Origin of the sequence: Agrobacterium deltaense RV3, from assembly GCF_900013505.1 — a bacterium.
Lineage (GTDB): Bacteria > Pseudomonadota > Alphaproteobacteria > Rhizobiales > Rhizobiaceae > Agrobacterium > Agrobacterium leguminum.
The window spans coordinates 1,209,214-1,226,596 of the sequence record NZ_LT009745.1 but is presented as its reverse complement, the minus strand read 5'-3'; the positions used below and the strand labels follow the sequence as shown (position 1 = coordinate 1,226,596).

General features: G+C 59.5%; 11 protein-coding genes. 1 reads left to right on the top strand and 10 read right to left on the bottom strand.

The genetic code is table 11. The features are described from left to right. The first annotated feature begins 31 nt into the window (after positions 1–31). On the top strand, positions 32–1,270 hold the full coding sequence (locus tag AGR7B_RS06235; protein ID WP_078054012.1) for a L,D-transpeptidase family protein: 1,239 nt from the start codon (positions 32–34) through the stop codon (positions 1,268–1,270). A 22-nt stretch (positions 1,271–1,292) separates the two neighbouring features. On the opposite strand, the gene dnaE is transcribed toward AGR7B_RS06235, so the two are convergent. The 10 genes from dnaE to nuoL all read right to left on the bottom strand — a co-directional run bounded on the left by dnaE (position 1,293) and on the right by nuoL (position 17,381). Then, on the bottom strand, positions 1,293–4,793 hold the full coding sequence (dnaE, locus tag AGR7B_RS06230; protein WP_080856263.1) for a DNA polymerase III subunit alpha: 3,501 nt from the start codon (positions 4,791–4,793) through the stop codon (positions 1,293–1,295). A gap of 433 nt (positions 4,794–5,226) precedes the next feature. Beyond that, positions 5,227–5,910, bottom strand: a complete 684-nt coding sequence (locus AGR7B_RS06225) for an ABC transporter ATP-binding protein (protein WP_003521506.1) — start codon at positions 5,908–5,910, stop codon at positions 5,227–5,229. 15 nt (positions 5,911–5,925) lie between these two features. Then, the gene (locus AGR7B_RS06220; RefSeq protein ID WP_080856262.1) at positions 5,926–7,233 is read right to left on the bottom strand and encodes a lipoprotein-releasing ABC transporter permease subunit; all 1,308 of its coding nucleotides are present in this window, start codon (positions 7,231–7,233) and stop codon (positions 5,926–5,928) included. 124 nt (positions 7,234–7,357) lie between these two features. Further along, a complete protein-coding gene (proS, locus tag AGR7B_RS06215; protein WP_003521508.1) occupies positions 7,358–8,680 on the bottom strand; it encodes a proline--tRNA ligase in 1,323 nt (440 codons plus the stop codon). A 655-nt stretch (positions 8,681–9,335) separates the two neighbouring features. After that, positions 9,336–9,641: a DUF1467 family protein gene (locus AGR7B_RS06210; RefSeq protein ID WP_065653980.1), complete on the bottom strand. Its 306-nt coding sequence runs from the start codon at positions 9,639–9,641 to the stop codon at positions 9,336–9,338. Between the two features lie 132 nt (positions 9,642–9,773). Then, positions 9,774–11,441: a ribonuclease J gene (locus AGR7B_RS06205; RefSeq protein WP_080856261.1), complete on the bottom strand. Its 1,668-nt coding sequence runs from the start codon at positions 11,439–11,441 to the stop codon at positions 9,774–9,776. 203 nt (positions 11,442–11,644) lie between these two features. Next, positions 11,645–12,385, bottom strand: a complete 741-nt coding sequence (locus AGR7B_RS06200; protein WP_065653982.1) for a biotin--[acetyl-CoA-carboxylase] ligase — start codon at positions 12,383–12,385, stop codon at positions 11,645–11,647. A 26-nt stretch (positions 12,386–12,411) separates the two neighbouring features. Beyond that, complete coding sequence (gene nuoN, locus AGR7B_RS06195) at positions 12,412–13,854, bottom strand: NADH-quinone oxidoreductase subunit NuoN (protein ID WP_078054275.1); 1,443 nt, start codon at positions 13,852–13,854, stop codon at positions 12,412–12,414. Positions 13,855–13,872: 18 nt separating this feature from the next. After that, a complete protein-coding gene (locus AGR7B_RS06190) occupies positions 13,873–15,384 on the bottom strand; it encodes an NADH-quinone oxidoreductase subunit M (protein WP_065653983.1) in 1,512 nt (503 codons plus the stop codon). After that, complete coding sequence (nuoL, locus tag AGR7B_RS06185) at positions 15,384–17,381, bottom strand: NADH-quinone oxidoreductase subunit L (protein ID WP_080856260.1); 1,998 nt, start codon at positions 17,379–17,381, stop codon at positions 15,384–15,386. Before nuoL ends, AGR7B_RS06190 begins: the two co-directional genes overlap by 1 nt. Positions 17,382–17,383 lie beyond the last annotated feature (2 nt).

Below are 17,383 nucleotides of genomic sequence, written 5' to 3'. Positions count from 1 at the left end.
GGCAAGTTTTGTACATGTGGTGTATTGCGTCATGTCCCTCCGCCTCCGTCTTATGGCTGGCATGCTGTCGGCCAGCATTCTTGCCTTTCCGGCGCTTGCCGCTGACAGCAGGTCCCTGCAGATACTGGTATCGAAAAGCGACCAGTCGCTTTCGCTTTATGAGAACGGCGAAATCGTCGCCACCTCGAAAGTCTCCACCGGCAAGGCCGGACATGAGACACCGAGCGGCATCTTCTCGATTCTGGAAAAGCGCAAATACCACGAGTCGAATATCTACTCGGCCGCGCCCATGCCCTTCATGCAGCGGCTGACATGGTCCGGCATCGCGCTGCACGAAGGCAAGGTGCCGAACTATCCGGCCTCGCATGGCTGCGTGCGCCTGCCGTCCAAATTCGCAAAGTCTCTCTTCGGAGACACCCGGACCGGCGTGCATGTCATCATCACCAACCGGCCGGTCTCGCTGCGCTTTGTGCAGCATCCGGCGCTGTTTCAGCCGCGCGACGATGCCGATGACGGCAAGCTGCTTCTCTCGGATGTGGAATTGCGCCCGGCGACTTTCGATGCGGCTTTGGGAACGGTCGAGGTTGCCGTCAATGAAAAGACCCAGGCTCTCAAGCCGGCGGCAAAGACCAGGGAACCCTCGCCCCTGCGCATTCTCATCACTCGGCGCGGCGAGCGGGAAAGGGTGATGGATATTCAGACCGTGCTGACCCGCCTCGGTTTCGATGCCGGTTCAGCCGATGGTTATGCCGGGGAAATGACGATCAGCGCCATCAATGGTTTCAAGCGCTGGAAGGGGCTGAAAACCACCGGCCCGCTTCTGACCGACGCCTTCGTGACGGCGCTTTATGCCTCCGCCGGTGAGGACCACCCACCGACCGGCCAGATCATGGTGCGTCAGGATTTCAAGCCGCTGTTCGAAGCAGCCATCGACATCAAGGACCCGGAAGTCGCGCTCGGAACCCATTTCTTCGAAGCCGTGTCCGTGGATCGCACCGCCGGAACCGCCGAATGGAACGGCGTGACGCTGGAAAACCAACTGCCGGCAGCGGCCCGCAAGCGGCTCGGCATCTCCGTTACCGAAGCCCCGGGCGGTTTCGATCAATTGAGCGCCGTGCTCGGCCGCCTCGAAATTCCCACGGAAATACGCAGCCGGATCGAGCAGGAGCTTTCAATCGGTAGCTCTATCACCGTTTCCGATATCAGTCACCAGCTGGAGACAGGCACTGGAACGGACTTCATCACCGTGACCAAAGAAGGCCCGGTATGAGCGACGTGTGAGGCTTGAGGCCTCACACCAGTTCCACATCGACGACACCGGGCGCGGAGCGCAGCGCAGCGGCGATTTCCGGCGAGATGCGGTATTTCTCCGTCAGCTCCACCTCGATCTCACGGCTGCCCTCATCCTTGATGACGATGAAATAGACTGAGCCGTCACCCTTGGTGTTGAGGTGGCGGGCCACCGTTTTCAGCGGGCCGGAATCGCGCAAATAAACACGCAGCGCCTTCTGCATCTGCACGGATTTCTCTTCCAGCGACTGTGCCGTCTGGATACGCAGGCCGATACCTTCCGGGCGCTCTTCCGCTTGCACGGTGATAACCAGTGATTTGCCGACCTCGAGCAGATCGCGGAACTGGCCGAGCCCTTCGGAAAACAGCACCGCCTCATATTGGCCCGATGCGTCCGAGAAGGTGACGATGCCCATCTTGTTGCCGGTGCGGGTCTTGCGTTCCTGCTTGCCGGTGACCGTGCCGGCCAGACGCCCGGCAGTTGCGCCCTGTTTCACCGCGGCGGAAAAATCGGCGAAATTCTGCACCCGCAGCTTTTCCAGCACGGGGCGATAGGTATCGAGCGGATGGGCGGTGAGGTAAAAACCGAGCACCTGATATTCACGCAGCAGCTTTTCCGAGGCGAGCCAGGGCTGGAAAGCCGGCAGGATAAGCTTTTCCGGGCCGCTTCCACCACCGGAGCCGAACATGTCCGACTGGCCGATGGTGCGGTTGTTCTGCGCCATCTGCGCATAACCGATGATGCGGTCCAGCCCGCCGATCAGCTCGGCGCGGTCGCGGCCGAAACAATCGAAAGCGCCGGCATTGATCAGGCTTTCCAGCACACGCCGGTTGATCTGCTTGGGATCGATGCGCAGGCAGAAATCCTCAAGGCTCGTGAACGGCTTGCCGTCGCGTACCTGGACGATGTGCTCCACTGCCCCCTCGCCTACGCCCTTGATGGCGGCGAGCGAATAATAGATGCGGTTTTCACCTGTCTCGAATTGCCGGAACGACGTCTGCACCGACGGTGCCACGACCTCTATGCCAAGGCGGCCGGCATCCTGGCGGAAATCGTTGAGCTTTTCCGTGTTCGCCATATCGAGCGTCATGGAGGCCGCCAGGAACTCCACCGGATAATGCGCCTTCATATAGGCGGTCTGGTAGGACACGATGGCGTAGGCCGCAGCGTGGCTCTTGTTGAAGCCGTAATTGGCGAATTTCGCGAGAAGGTCGAAGATGGTGTTGGCCTGCGGCTTCGAGACGCCGTTCTTGATGGCGCCATCCACGAAACGCTCGCGCTGCTTGTCCATCTCCTCCTTGATCTTCTTGCCCATGGCGCGGCGCAGAAGATCGGCTTCGCCGAGCGAATAGCCCGACAGGACCTGGGCGATCTGCATCACCTGTTCCTGATAGACGATAACGCCCTGCGTTTCCTTGAGCAGATGGTCGATGGTCGGATGGATCGATTCCAGCTCCTCCTCGCCATGTTTGCGGGCATTATAGACCGGGATGTTTTCCATCGGTCCCGGACGATAAAGCGCCACCAGCGCGATGATGTCCTCGATGCAGTCCGGCCGCATGCCGATAAGCGCCTTGCGCATGCCGGCACTTTCCACCTGGAACACGCCAATGGTTTCGCCGCGCGAGAGCATCTCGTAGGTTTTGGCATCATCCAGCGGGATCGCCGCGAGATCGACCTTGATGCCGCGCTTGGCAACAAAATCGACGGCCACCTTCAGCACCGTCAGTGTCTTCAGGCCGAGAAAGTCGAATTTGACGAGACCGGCGCTTTCCACCCATTTCATATTGAACTGGGTGACCGGCATATCCGAGCGCGGATCGCGATACATCGGCACCAGCTTCGACAGCGGGCGGTCACCGATGACGATACCGGCTGCGTGGGTGGAGGCGTGGCGGTAAAGCCCTTCGATCTTCTGGGCGATATCCAGGAGGCGGGCGACGACCGGCTCCTTGTCCGCCTCTTCCTGCAGGCGCGGCTCTTCTTCGATCGCTTTCGACAGGGGTGTCGGGTTGGCCGGGTTGTTGGGCACCAGCTTGCAGATCTTGTCCACCTGCCCATAGGGCATTTCCAGCACGCGGCCGACGTCGCGCAAGGCCGCGCGCGCCTGCAGCGAACCGAAGGTGATGATCTGCGCCACCTGCTCGCGGCCATATTTGGCCTGCACATAACGGATCACCTCTTCGCGACGATCCTGACAGAAGTCGATATCGAAGTCGGGCATCGAAACGCGTTCGGGATTGAGGAAGCGTTCGAAAAGCAGCGAGAAGCGCAGAGGATCGACATCGGTAATCGTGAGCGCATAAGCGACAAGCGAGCCCGCACCCGAACCGCGGCCCGGCCCGACCGGAATATCGTGCTGCTTGGCCCACTTGATGAAGTCGGCAACGATCAGGAAGTAACCGGGGAACTTCATGCGCGAGATGACGCCGAGTTCGAAATCCAGCCTGTCGCGATAGTCCTGCTCCGTATAGCCGGCCGCCATGCCGAGCGCCGCCAGGCGCTGATCCAGCCCCTCCACCGCCTGACGGCGAAGCTCTTCGGCTTCGGCATGTTCCGCCGCCTCCGGGTCGTCGCTGGCGCCGGTGAAACGCGGCAGGATCGGCCCGCGCTTCTTCAGCACATAGGAGCAGCGCAGCGCGATCTCGACGGTGTTTTCCAGCGCCTCGGGAAGATCGGCAAACAGCGCCGCCATTTCCTGTCGACTTTTGAGGTAATGGTCGGGCGTGAGCCGGAACCGGCTGTCATCGGAGACAATAGCGTTATGCGCCACCGCCATCAGCGCATCATGCGCCTCGTAATCGGCTTTGGAAGGGAAAAACGCCTCGTTGGTGGCGACCAGCGGAATATCATGGTCATAAGCAAGGCCGATCATGCGCCGCTCATGGGAACGGTCATAACCGGACTGGCGCTGTAATTCGATATAAAGCCGGTCACCGAAGAGTGACTTCAGCGTCAGCAGCCGTTCTTTCGCCTGGGCAGCGTGACCTTCCTTCAAGGCCATATCCACCGGACCGCCGGAAGCGCCCGTCAGCGCGATCAGGCCGGCATTGGAGGCTTCCTCCAGCCATGCACGGGTAATATGCACCGAATGGCCGCTGCCCTCGCCTTCCAGATAGGCGCGGCTGACGATATCCACCAGCCGCTCGTAACCTTCGGCATTGGCGGCAAGGAGCACTATGGCGGGAAGTTTCTGAAGGTGGCTGTTATGGTTGCGGCGGTCCTCCGCCGCATCCTGCATGTCGATCGACAGCTGGCAGCCGATGATGGGCTGCAAACCTTCATCGCGCGCCTTTTCGGAAAATTCCAGCGCGACAAAGAGGTTGTTGGTATCGGTGATGGCAATGGCCGGCTGGCCGTCGGCGACGGCCTTCGACATGATTTTCTTGAGGGGTAAGGCCCCCTCAAGCAGGGAATAGGCGGAATGAACCCGCAAATGGACGAAACCGGGAGTTTTTAGCGTCTCGCCAGAGGTCTCTCCACGCACAACCGCATCGCCCATATCATCATCCTGTCATTCTGAATCGAGGGGGCGATTTTCCGATTTCCGGCGCTCAAAGTCCACCGCTTTGCGGCGTCCATACAGGTTTCTGCGCCGGCGTGCCCTTCACAGGGCGGTGAGGATCACCGAAAAGCTGGCTACGAAGACAGCGATGGAGGCGAAAGCGGCAACGTCACGGATGAAATCAGTCATTGGTCTCTCCTTACTCGTTATGTTCCAACTTTGTTCTCATTTTGTTCGATTGTCAACAGGGTTTTGCTGATATTCCCCTTGCTAATGCCGCAGAATCGCCTTCGGTTCCCGCATGGGAACAGCAAGCCACTGACTCCAAAACGAAAAAACCCGGAGGTAAAAACACCGCCGGGCTCAGAAAAAATTCAAATGAGAAGAACCGGCGTTCTCTGGAGAGCACCGGACGGATCGACTTACCAGCTCAGAAATCGACGATCTTGCCGTCGGCCAGCGTCACGCGCCGGTCCATGCGGGCGGCGAGTTCATGATTGTGGGTGGCGATCAGCGCCGCAAGGCCGGATTGGCGTACCAGCGCCTCCAGCGCGTCGAACACATAATGCGCTGTTTCCGGATCGAGATTACCGGTCGGCTCATCGGCGAGCAGCAAAAGCGGTGCGTTGGCGACGGCGCGGGCGATGGCGACACGCTGCTGTTCACCGCCGGAGAGTTCCGCCGGGCGGTGCTCACCGCGATGCCCCACCCGCATATAGTCGAGCAGCGCACTGGCGCGCTTGTGGGCTTCGGCCTGTGTCAGACCGGCGATGAGCTGCGGCATCATCACATTTTCCACCGCCGAGAATTCCGGCAGGAGGTGATGGAACTGGTAGACAAAGCCGATATCGCTGCGGCGGATCGCGGTTCGCGTTTCATCCGGCAGGTCATTGCAGGGTGCGCCGTTGATATAGACCTCGCCGGCATCTGGATGTTCGAGAAGTCCCGCCAGATGCAGCAGCGTGGATTTACCGGTTCCCGAAGGGGCGACCAGCGCCACCATCTCGCCGCTCTTCAATTCGAAATCAGCCTTGCGCAGAATGGAAAGCGACGTCTCGCCCTGACCATAGGTTCTCTCGACGCCAGTAAGCCGCAGCACTGTTTTTTTTGCCATATTGCGAAGCGGTCCTTATTCGTAACGCAGGGCCTGCACCGGATCGAGCTTGGAAGCCCGCCATGCTGGAAAGATCGTTGCCAGGAAAGAGAGCGTCAGCGCCATGATGACAACGGAAATGGTCTCGCTGATATCCATTTCGGCCGGAAGCTGGCTCAGGAAATAAAGCTGCGGGTCAAACAGCACCGTGCCGGATATCCACGAGAAGAACTGCCTGATGGATTCCACATTGAGGCAGACGATGACGCCGAGCGCCACGCCCGCAAAGGTGCCGACCATGCCAATGGCCGCCCCGGTCATGAAGAAGATGCGCATCACGGAGCCGGAGCTTGCGCCCATGGTGCGCAGAATGGCGATGTCGCTGCCCTTGTCCTTCACCAGCATGATGAGGCCGGAAATGATGTTCAGCGCCGCCACCAGAACGATGAGAGTGAGGATCATGAACATTACATTTCTTTCCACCTGCAGGGCGGAGAAGAAGGTCTGGTTCCGCTGTCTCCAGTCGGTGATATAAATCTGGCGTTCGGCGGCCTGTTCCACCAGCGGGCGGATTCCGTCGACATCGTCGGGGCGGCTGACATAAAGTTCGATGGATTGCACGAGGCCTTCGGCATTGAAATAAAGCTGGGCTTCGGACAGGGGCATATAGATCATCGAGGCGTCATATTCCGACATGCCGATCTCGAAGACGCCGGATATCTTGTAGGATTTGACGCGCGGATTGACGCCCATCGGCGTCACGTCGCCTTCCGGGGAAATGAGGGTAATATCGTCGCCGGCCGTTACGCCCAGCTGGGCGGCAAGCCTTGAGCCGACGAGAACACCATCTCCGGCCATGAAGCCGACCAGATCGCCGGTCTTGATGTTGGTGGCGACTTCCTTGACCTTGTCGATATCTTCCTGGCGAACGCCGCGCACCAGAGCGCCGGAGCCCGCGCCGCCGCGGCCGGAGGCGAGCGTCTGGCCCTCCACCAGCGGCAGGGCCATGATGACGCCGGGAACGGCGGCAAACTTCTTCGCCAGCTCATCATAATTATTGAATGGCTGGTCGATCGGCTGCACGATCATATGGCCGTTGATGCCGAGAATGCGCGAAATGAGCTCGGTGCGGAACCCGTTCATCACCGCCATGACGATGATGAGCGTCGCCACGCCCAGCATGATGCCGACAAAGGAAAACCCGGCAATGACGGAAATGAACGCTTCCTTGCGCCGCGACCGCAGATAACGCCAGGCCACCATACGTTCAAAAGCGGAAAACGGCCGGGCGGTTTTTGCCCCGGCGGAAACAGCCGTACCCTTGTCAGCCTCGGCTTGTGCCATGTCGTCTCCCTGATCTCAAACTACAAGGCCGGTCTTTTCCGAAAACCGGCCCATATTTCTGCGGCATCTGCGTTACGAAACCGGAGCGGACTTCGGGTGAAGCCGCTCCGTCTTCAGCTCGCGCTTAGCCGAGCACTCTGTTCATCGCCGCCTCGATCGTCACGGTCTCCCGCTCGCCGGTCTTGCGATCCTTCACTTCGACTTCGCCATTCGCGACCGAACGCGGGCCGACGATGATCTGAAGCGGCACGCCAATAAGATCGGCGGTTGCGAATTTCTGGCCTGCACGGTCGTCCGTGTCGTCGTAAAGAACATCCTTGCCGGCGTTGGAGAGCGAGTAATACAGCTTTTCACAAGCCGCATCACAGGCAGCATCGCCAGCCTTCATGTTGATGATCACGACATCGAAGGGAGCGACCGAGGCCGGCCAGATGATTCCGTTCTCATCATGCGATGCTTCAATGATGGCGGGAACAAGGCGTGTCGGCCCGATACCATAGGAACCCATGTGGACAGGGTGTTCCTTGCCATCCTTACCCTGCACTTTCGCGCCCATCGGCTCGGAATATTTGGTGCCGAAATAGAAGATGTGGCCGACTTCGATACCGCGCGCGGAAAGGCGCTCGCCATCGGGAATGGCATTGTAAGCGGCTTCGTCATGCATTTCGGACGTGGCGGCATAATCGGCCGTCCACTCGTCGAAAACGCCCTGCAGGGCTGCGACGTCGTCGAAGTCGGTGTTTTCGGCGGGAATGGCGCGGTCGAGGAAGCTCTTGTGGCAGAAGACTTCGGATTCGCCGGTATCGGCCAGAATGATGAATTCATGGCTGTGATTGCCACCAATCGGGCCGGTATCGGCACGCATCGGAATGGCGCGCAGGCCAAGGCGCTCGAAGGTGCGCAGGTAAGCCACGAACATCTTGTTATAGGAATGGATCGCGTCTTCCTTGGTCAGATCGAAGGAATAGGCGTCCTTCATCAGGAACTCACGCGAACGCATGGTGCCGAAACGCGGACGCACCTCGTCGCGGAACTTAAGCTGTATATGGTAGAGGTTCAGCGGCAGGTTCTTGTAGGACTTCACATAAGAACGGAAGATGTCAGTGATCATCTCCTCATTGGTGGGGCCGTAGAGCATCTGGCGGTCCTGACGGTCCTTGATGCGCAGCATTTCCTTGCCGTAATCATCGTAACGGCCGCTTTCCTGCCAGAGCTCGGCCGATTGCAGCGTCGGCATCAGAAGCTCGATGGCACCGGAGCGATCCTGCTCCTGGCGGATGATCCTGTTGACCTTGTCCAGCACGCGCTTGCCGAGCGGTAGCCAGGAATAGATGCCAGCCGATTGCTGCCGGATCATGCCGGCGCGCAGCATGAGGCGGTGGGAGACGATCTCCGCTTCCTTGGGGTTTTCCTTCAGGATGGGCATGAAATAACGGCTGAGACGCATGACGGCTTCCATTGATGCGGACGACAGCGCGCAAAGGCGCGGGAATCGCCCCGAATAGAGGGATATTGGCGCGGGATATAGCCGTTTCCGGCCGAGATGAAAACCCGCCATGAAAAGAGCGTTAAAGGCGATTTTGCGGTATTTTCGCGATAGCTAATTCGCGTCAAAACGCTTTGGTCGGAATATTATTCTTGATCCGGTGCGACAAATTGCACCACGGAGAATTTTTTGCCGACTGTAACAAATATGCAAAAAATGAGATGACAAGCATGGGGGTTTGAGCTAGCTTTAGCTTACAAAAGAGGCAGGAAGTTTAAATTCTTGTCATTTTCGCGGTCAGTCTTGGGAGGATCAGATCTTAGGCGCGCTCGTTCGCAGCCCCGGCAACGGTTACAGATCACGCGAAACCTGGAAAACAAGGCTGAAAGGCCTTGTTTTTTTTGCTTCTACACAAATAACCCCGCCCCGCCGCTATATTCCGGTAAAATTATGGCGGTGAATCAGGCACTGAGCACGTTCCTGCTGTTTGCACGAGAGATATGACATCCATATGACAGAATCCCGGTCATATCCGCCGGAAACTGCCGCGACCATGGGCTCACCGCCAGTCTGAGTGAGCAAGATGCGCGCGAACGGCGATCACCAGCGCAGCTTTTCAATCGAAAACGGGAATAATTCTCGGCAGGTCATCGAGGCTAACGCCGAACCACCAGGTTCCGCCGTACCACAGCCCACAGATCAGGGCCGAGATTACGGTCGTCCACAAAACGATCCGCCCGCCCCTGAACCTTGATGGCGCACTGGCGACCGTGCCCAGCGCCACATCGCCCTCCTCGTCCTGAGTGCGCAGGCCAATCGGCAGCACGATGAAAAGCACCGTCCACCAGACGATGAAATAAACGGCGAAGGCCGAAAGAAGCGGCATGTGATCCTCCTGCACAATGGGCTTCTTGTAACGCATTCATCCGCAGATCGGAATCACTTCTCCGCAAGAAACCCTAAAAGAAAACAGAAGGGCCGCGCTTTGCGGCACGGCCCTGGAATCAACGGGAAAAAGGCAGACGCCCCGGCCGATTGCCAGTAAGCTCCCGGCTTAGACCTTGGTTACAAATACCGTGACGATCGGCTTCTTGCCCCAGCTCTGGTTGGCGGCGGCACGCACGGCGCGACGCAGGGCTTCACGCAGCAGATCCAGATCCTTGCGGCGGGCACGCGGAATGCTTTCTACGGCGCCGAGAACGGCGTCATAAAGCGTGTCTTCCATCGCCTCGTCCTCGTCATCGAATTCCGGCAGGCCGAAGGGCACCACATCGGGATCGCCGAGGAAATCGTAGCGGCTATCCAGCACGACATTGACGGCCACATGGCCGGCGAAGGACAGTTTGCGGCGATTGCTGATGCCCATCTCGTCCATGTCGCCAACGAGATTGCCATCCTTGAAAACGCGGCCATGCGGCACGTCGTCGATGACTTCGGCCGGACCCGGCGCAAGGCGCAAAACATTGCCGTTGCGCACCTTCGGCACCTGCGAGATGCCGGCCTGTTCGGCCAGTTCCTTCTGCGCCACCAGATGCGCCGCCTCGCCATGGACGGGCACAACGATCTGCGGCTTCGTCCATTCATACATCTTCAGAAGTTCGTTGCGTCGCGGATGGCCCGAGACATGCACCAGCGCCTCATTGTCGGTGACGATATGGACGCCCTGCTCGATGAGGCCGTTCTTGATGTCGATGATCGCCTTCTCGTTGCCGGGGATGGCGCGCGATGAGAACACCACCGTATCGCCGGAAGCCAGCGCCACATTGCGCATCTCGTCACGCGAAAGCTTGGCGAGTGCGGCGCGCGGCTCGCCCTGCGAACCGGTCAGGATCAGCACCACCCGGTCGCGCGGAATATAGCCATATTCGTCTTCGGCGAGGAATGGCTTGATGCCTTCCATGATGCCGAGATCCTGCGAGACGTTCACGACACGCTTCAGCGACGAGCCAAGCAGCAGCACCTCGCGGCCGGCTGCTTCCGCGGCCTGCGCAATCGAGCGGATGCGACCGACATTGGAGGAGAAGGTGGTGACGGCCACACGACCCTCGGCGTTTTCGATGATCTGCCGCAGGCCTTCGGAAACCTCGTGTTCGGAGGGCGATACGCCATCGCGCACCGAGTTGGTGCTGTCGCACATCAGCGCCAGTACGCCCTCTTCGCCGATGGCGCGGAAGCGGGCTTCATCCGTCAACGGACCGAGCGACGGGGCTTCGTCGATTTTCCAGTCACCGGTGTGGATGACATTGCCGAGCGGCGTGCGGATGACCAGCGACATCGGCTCCGGAATGGAGTGGTTGACGCCGACCGCCTCGATTTCGAACGGGCCGACATTGATGCGGTCGCCCGCCTTGAAGATCGTCACCGGAATTTCGGCACGCGTGCCCTCATAGGCGCGCTTGGCTTCCAGCATGCCGGCGGTGAAAGGCGAAGCATAGACCGGCACGTTGAGGCCGGGCCAGAGATCGTTAAGCGCGCCATAATGGTCTTCATGGGCGTGGGTGATGATGATGCCCTTGAGGTTCTTTTTCTGCTCGGCGATATAGCTGATGTCCGGCAGTACCAGATCGACGCCCGGCAGGTCCGTGCCGGCGAAGGTCACGCCGCAATCCACCATGATCCATTGGCGCTTGCTCTCCGGCCCGTAGCCATAAAGCGCCAGATTCATGCCGATTTCACCCACGCCGCCAAGCGGCACAAAGACCAGTTCGTCCTGTTTAGCCATTATTTTTCTTATCCATTCACGAAAGCACGCAGGCGACGGCAATTGGCCGCGCCCGCCGCGCTCTTAAGCATCGGACCTGTTGAACCATCTGATCGACCGGGCCGATGCGGAACCGGTTTGTCACCCTGCTTTTCATGAGCCGCAGGAAAGCTCCAACCCGTCGAAAGCGGTTCGGCGCGGGCCTTCGGGTCGCGCCGTTCACCTCATCCGAAAAACACGTCGCCGGCGGCAATCGAGCGCCTTGCGCCCTCATCCTCATCCAGCAGCAGATAACCATTATCATCAATCCCGACGAAACGCCCGCCAATCGAACGGTCCGGGAAGTTGACGGTGATATGTTCGCCGATACCACAGGCGGCGGCACGCCAGCCAGCCATGATGCCGGCAACGCCCCTGCCCTCGTCCCAATCCCCCAGCACCTCCGCCGTCTCACGGAAAAGATGGGCGAACAATTCGTCGGGCGAGCAGGACGCACCATGTTCGGAGAGCATGGTGACGGGGTAAAGCGGATTTTCCGGCTTATGGGCGATATTGATGCCGATGCCGATGACGATGGCGCGTCGGCCATCCGGCAGCAGCTCCGCCTCCATGAGAATGCCGCAGGTCTTGCGGCGGCCAATCAGCACGTCGTTCGGCCATTTGATTTCGAGCGGCTCACCACCCGTCGGCAGCACCGCGCGGATGGCGCGATAAACAGCCAGCGCGAAGGCAAGCGGCAGGGACCCTATACGGTCCATCGGAGCGGGATCGATCAGAAGAAGCGAGGCGTAGAGATTGCCGGGTTCGGAGACCCATGGCCGGCCGCGACGGCCGCGTCCGCCGGTCTGGCGGATGGCGGTGATCCACAGATTGCCGCCATCGCCCGCCCTTGCCTGGGTGAAACATTCCAGATTGGTCGATGGCGTTTCCGCCATCGCCTCGTGCCGGAAGTCATCGATGGACATCCGGCCCGTATGCTTGTGTGTGCTGCTCAAAAGAAGGTCTTCGCCGCAGCAGTGACCGCGTTGCCGAGTGCACCGCCGAAGACGATGAAGGCCACGGTGAAGAAGGCCGAAAGCGCATAAACCACTTTGAGTTCGCCCGAAGGACGCTCGAACTTGTCCTTGGCTTCATCGAACCACATGACCTTGACGACGCGGATATAATAATAGGCGCCGACAACCGAGCCAATGACACCGATGATGGCGAGCGGATAGAGCTTCGCCTCGATGGCTGCGAGGAAGACGTAATACTTGCCGAAGAAGCCGGCGAGCGGTGGAATGCCGGCAAGCGAGAACATCAGAATCGTCAGTACAACTGCCATGAAGGGGTTGGAGGACGAAAGACCGGCCAGATCCTCGACAGTCTCGACATTGCCGATTTCCTTGCGGCGCATGGAGAGAATGCAGGCGAAGGTGCCGAGCGTCATGACCATATAAACGGTCATGTAGAGAATGACGCCAGCCACACCGGCTTCGGTGCCCGCAGCGAGACCGACCAGCGCATAACCCATGTGACCGATGGAGGAATAAGCCATCAGGCGCTTGATGTTCTTCTGGCCGATTGCGGCAAAGGAGCCGAGCAGCATGGAGGCGATGGAGATGAACACGACGATCTGCTGCCAGTCGGCGAAGACCGGCTGGAACGCCTCGATGACGATGCGAACGAGGATCGCCATAGCGCCAATCTTCGGCGCAGCCGACAGGAACGCCGTTACCGGGGTCGGCGCACCTTCATAAACGTCCGGCGTCCACATGTGGAACGGCACGGCCGAAATCTTGAAGGCGAGACCGGCGAGAACGAAGACCAGGCCGAAAACGAGACCGAGCGAACGGGTTTCCGAGGCCAGAACCTGGGCGATTTCGGTAAAGCCGGTATTGCCGGTGAAGCCGTAGACCAGCGACATGCCGTAAAGCAGCATGCCGGAAGACAGCGCGCCGAGCACGAAATACTTCAGGCCCGCTTCCGTGGAGCGCAGGCTTTCACGGTTGATGGCGCAGACCACGTAGAGCGCCAGCGACTGCAGTTCCAGCGCCATGTAGAGCGAGATCAGGTTGTTGGCCGAGATCATCAGCAGGATGCCCAGCGTCGCAAGAACCAGCAGCACCGGATATTCGAAACGGCCGATGGGTTCGAAACGGCCCTGACCGACGGCCAGGATCATGGCGGTGATGGAGCCGATCAGCGCCAGTACCTTCATGAAGTTGCCGAAGGCATCGGCGATGTAGACACCGCCGAAGGCCACGCCTGAAGCGGGGGCAAAGATGATCCAGAGACCGACGACGAGCAGGAGGGCAACGGCAAGGCCGGTGACCGTCGTTGTCGACTTGTCGCCCGAGAAGACGCCAATCATGAGCAGCGCCAGCGCGCCGACCGCAAGGATCAGCTCGGGCGTCGCAATGTGCAGACTGGCAAAAAGGATTTCAGCGGTCATGTCCAACGGGTCCTGTCGTCAATTCATAGAGAGCGCAACATTTTGCGCCGCCTGCAATGCAGCCGTATAGTTGTTTACCAGAAGATCGACCGATGCGGCTGTCGCATCGAACACCGGTGCCGGATAGACGCCGAAGAAGATCGTCAGCACAACCAGCGGATAAAGGATGACCTTTTCGCGGGTCGACAGATCGAGCATCGACTTCAGGCTTTCCTTCTCAAGCGCACCGAAGATCACGCGGCGATAGAGCCACAGCGCATAGGCGGCCGAGAGGATGACGCCGGTTGCCGCAAACAGCGCGACCAGCGTGTTGGCGCGGAAGACGCCGATCAGCGTCAGGAACTCACCGACGAAGCCGGAGGTGCCGGGCAGACCGACATTGGCCATGGTGAAGATCATGAAGGCGACGGCATATTTCGGCATGTTGTTGACGAGGCCGCCATAGGCCGCGATTTCGCGGGTGTGGAGACGGTCGTAGACAACGCCGACGCAGAGGAAGAGCGCGCCCGACACGATGCCGTGCGACAGCATCTGGAAGATTGCGCCCTGCACGCCCTGAACGTTGGCGGCGAAGATACCCATGGTCACGTAACCCATGTGGGCGACGGAGGAATAGGCAATCAGCTTCTTGATGTCGTCCTGCATCATCGCCACCAGCGAGGTGTAGATGATGGCGAGAACCGACAGCGTGAAGACGAAGGGAGCGAAATAATCCGAAGCCAGCGGGAACATCGATAGCGAGAAGCGGATGAAACCGTAACCGCCGAGCTTCAGCATGACGCCGGCAAGGATGACCGAACCTGCGGTCGGAGCCTGAACGTGGGCGTCCGGCAGCCAGGTGTGCACCGGCCACATCGGCATCTTGACCGAGAAGGCGGCGAAACAGGCAAGCCACAGCCAGGTCTGCATGCCGGCCGGGAAGCCGTATTTCAAGAGTTCCGTCATGTCGGTGGTGCCGGCCTGCCAGTACATGGCCATGATGGCGAGCATGGTCAGAACCGAACCGAGCAGCGTGTAGAGGAAGAACTTGTAGGAGGCGTAAACGCGATCCTTGCCGCCCCACACACCGATGATGATGAACATCGGGATCAGCGTCGCTTCGAAGAAGACGTAGAAGAGAACCGTATCCAGCGCCACGAAAACGCCGATCATGACGACTTCCAAGAGCAGGAAGGCGATCATGTATTCCTTGATACGCTTCTCGATGGAATCCCAGCTTGCCAGCACGCAGAAGGGCATGAGGAAAGTTGTGAGGATGACGAAGAGCATGGAAATGCCGTCGACGCCAAGATGATAGGCGGCGATGTTGCCGAACCACTGATGCTTCTCGACCATCTGGAAACCGGGGTTCGAATTGTCGAACCCGATCCAGATGAACAGCGACACGATGAAAGTGAAGACCGTCGTCAGCAGCGAGACATTGAGAATGTTGCGGCGACCATAGGGGCCGTTCTCATTCGTCAGAAGCAGGAGCACCACGCCGACGAGCGGCAGAAAGGTGACCGTTGAAAGAATGGGCCAATCGGTCATCAGAGGGCACTCCCGAGCATCATCCAGGTGACAAGCGCCGCGATGCCGATCAGCATCGCAAAGGCATAATGATAGAGGTAACCGGATTGCAGGCGGACCATGCGGTTGGTCACGTCAACCACACGCGCTGCAATGCCGTTCGGTCCATAGTGGTCGATGACGGCGACGTCACCCTTCTTCCACAGGAAGCGGCCAAGCGCCTTTGCGGAACGAACGAAGAGGAAGTCATAGAGTTCGTCGAAATACCACTTGTTGAGAAGGAACTGGTAGAGGCCACGATGGGTCTCGGCCAGACGCTTCGGCGTCTCCGGCGACTTGATGTACATGTACCAGGCGGTCACGAAACCAAGCGCCATGGCGAAGAACGGGCTCCACTTCACCCACAGCGGAACGTGGTGGAACTCTTCGAGGATTTCATTTTCCGGAAGCGTAAACAGGGCGCCCTTCCAGAATTCGGCATATTCATGACCGAAGAAATAACCTTCGAAGGCAACACCGGCGAAGATCGCGCCAACGGTGAGGATGAAGAGCGGGATGAGCATGACCATCGGCGATTCATGCACGTGGTGCATGACGTCGGCCGAAGCGCGCGGCTTGCCGAAGAAGGTCATGAAGGCCAGACGCCAGGAATAGAAGCTGGTGAACAGCGCGGCGACGACCAGCAGCGTGAAGGCGAAGCCCGACAGAACCGAATGCGACGCATAAGCGGATTCGATGATGACGTCCTTGGAGAAGAAGCCGGCAAAACCGATCATCGTGCCCGGGATACCAACGCCGGTCAGCGCCAGCGTGCCGACAGTCATGGTCCAGAAGGTGATGGGGATATGCTTGCGCAGACCGCCCATGTACCGCATGTCCTGCTCGCCATCGACGGCATGGATGACCGAGCCGGCGCACAGGAACAACAGGGCCTTGAAGAAGGCGTGCGTGAAGAGGTGGAACACGGCAGCGCCATAAGCGCCGACGCCGAGCGCCACGAACATGTAACCGAGCTGCGAGCAGGTCGAATAGGCAATCACGCGCTTGATGTCGTTCTGCACGAGGCCGACCGTTGCCGCAAAGAAGGCGGTGATGGCGCCGATCAGCGTCACGACGGTGAGCGCATCATGCGACAGTTCGAACAGCGGCGACATGCGGGCGACGAGGAAGACGCCGGCGGTGACCATGGTTGCAGCGTGAATGAGGGCAGACACCGGGGTCGGGCCTTCCATCGCGTCCGGCAGCCAGGTGTGCAGCAGGAACTGCGCCGACTTACCCATGGCGCCCATGAAGAGCAGCAGGCAGACGCCCGTCATCGCATTGGCCTTGTCCAGATGCATGCCGAACAGGTTGATGACGGTTTCCGAGGAGACAGCGCCTTCAGCCGGCAGATAGGTCGCAGCGGCAGCGAAGATCGTTTCGAAATTGATCGAACCGAACAGCACGAACACGCCGCCGATGCCGAGAATGAAGCCGAAGTCACCGACGCGGTTGACGATGAAGGCCTTCATAGCGGCGGCCGAAGCGGACGGCTTCTTGAACCAGAAGCCGATCAGCAGATAGGACGCCAGACCCACGCCTTCCCAGCCGAAGAACATCTGCAGCAGGTTGTCGGAGGTCACCAGCATCAACATGGCGAAGGTGAAGAGCGACAGATAGGCGAAGAAGCGCGGACGATGCGGATCGTGGTGCATGTATCCGATCGAATAGAGATGCACCAGCGTCGAGACGGTGTTGACCACGACGAACATGACGGCCGTCAGCGTATCGATGCGGAACGCCCATTCGACATCGATGCCGCCGGACTGGATCCAGCGAAGCACGGTGACCTTGATCACCTCGCCCGGCTCGCCATGGGCGAGTGCTACGGTGAAGAAGACGATCCAGGACAGGATGGCGACCACGATCATCAGACCGGTGGTGACATATTCGGAAGCCTTGGCGCCGATGGAGCGGCCGAACAGGCCGGCGATCAGGAAGCCGATCAGTGGAAGAAAGACGATAGCCTTGTAGATCATAG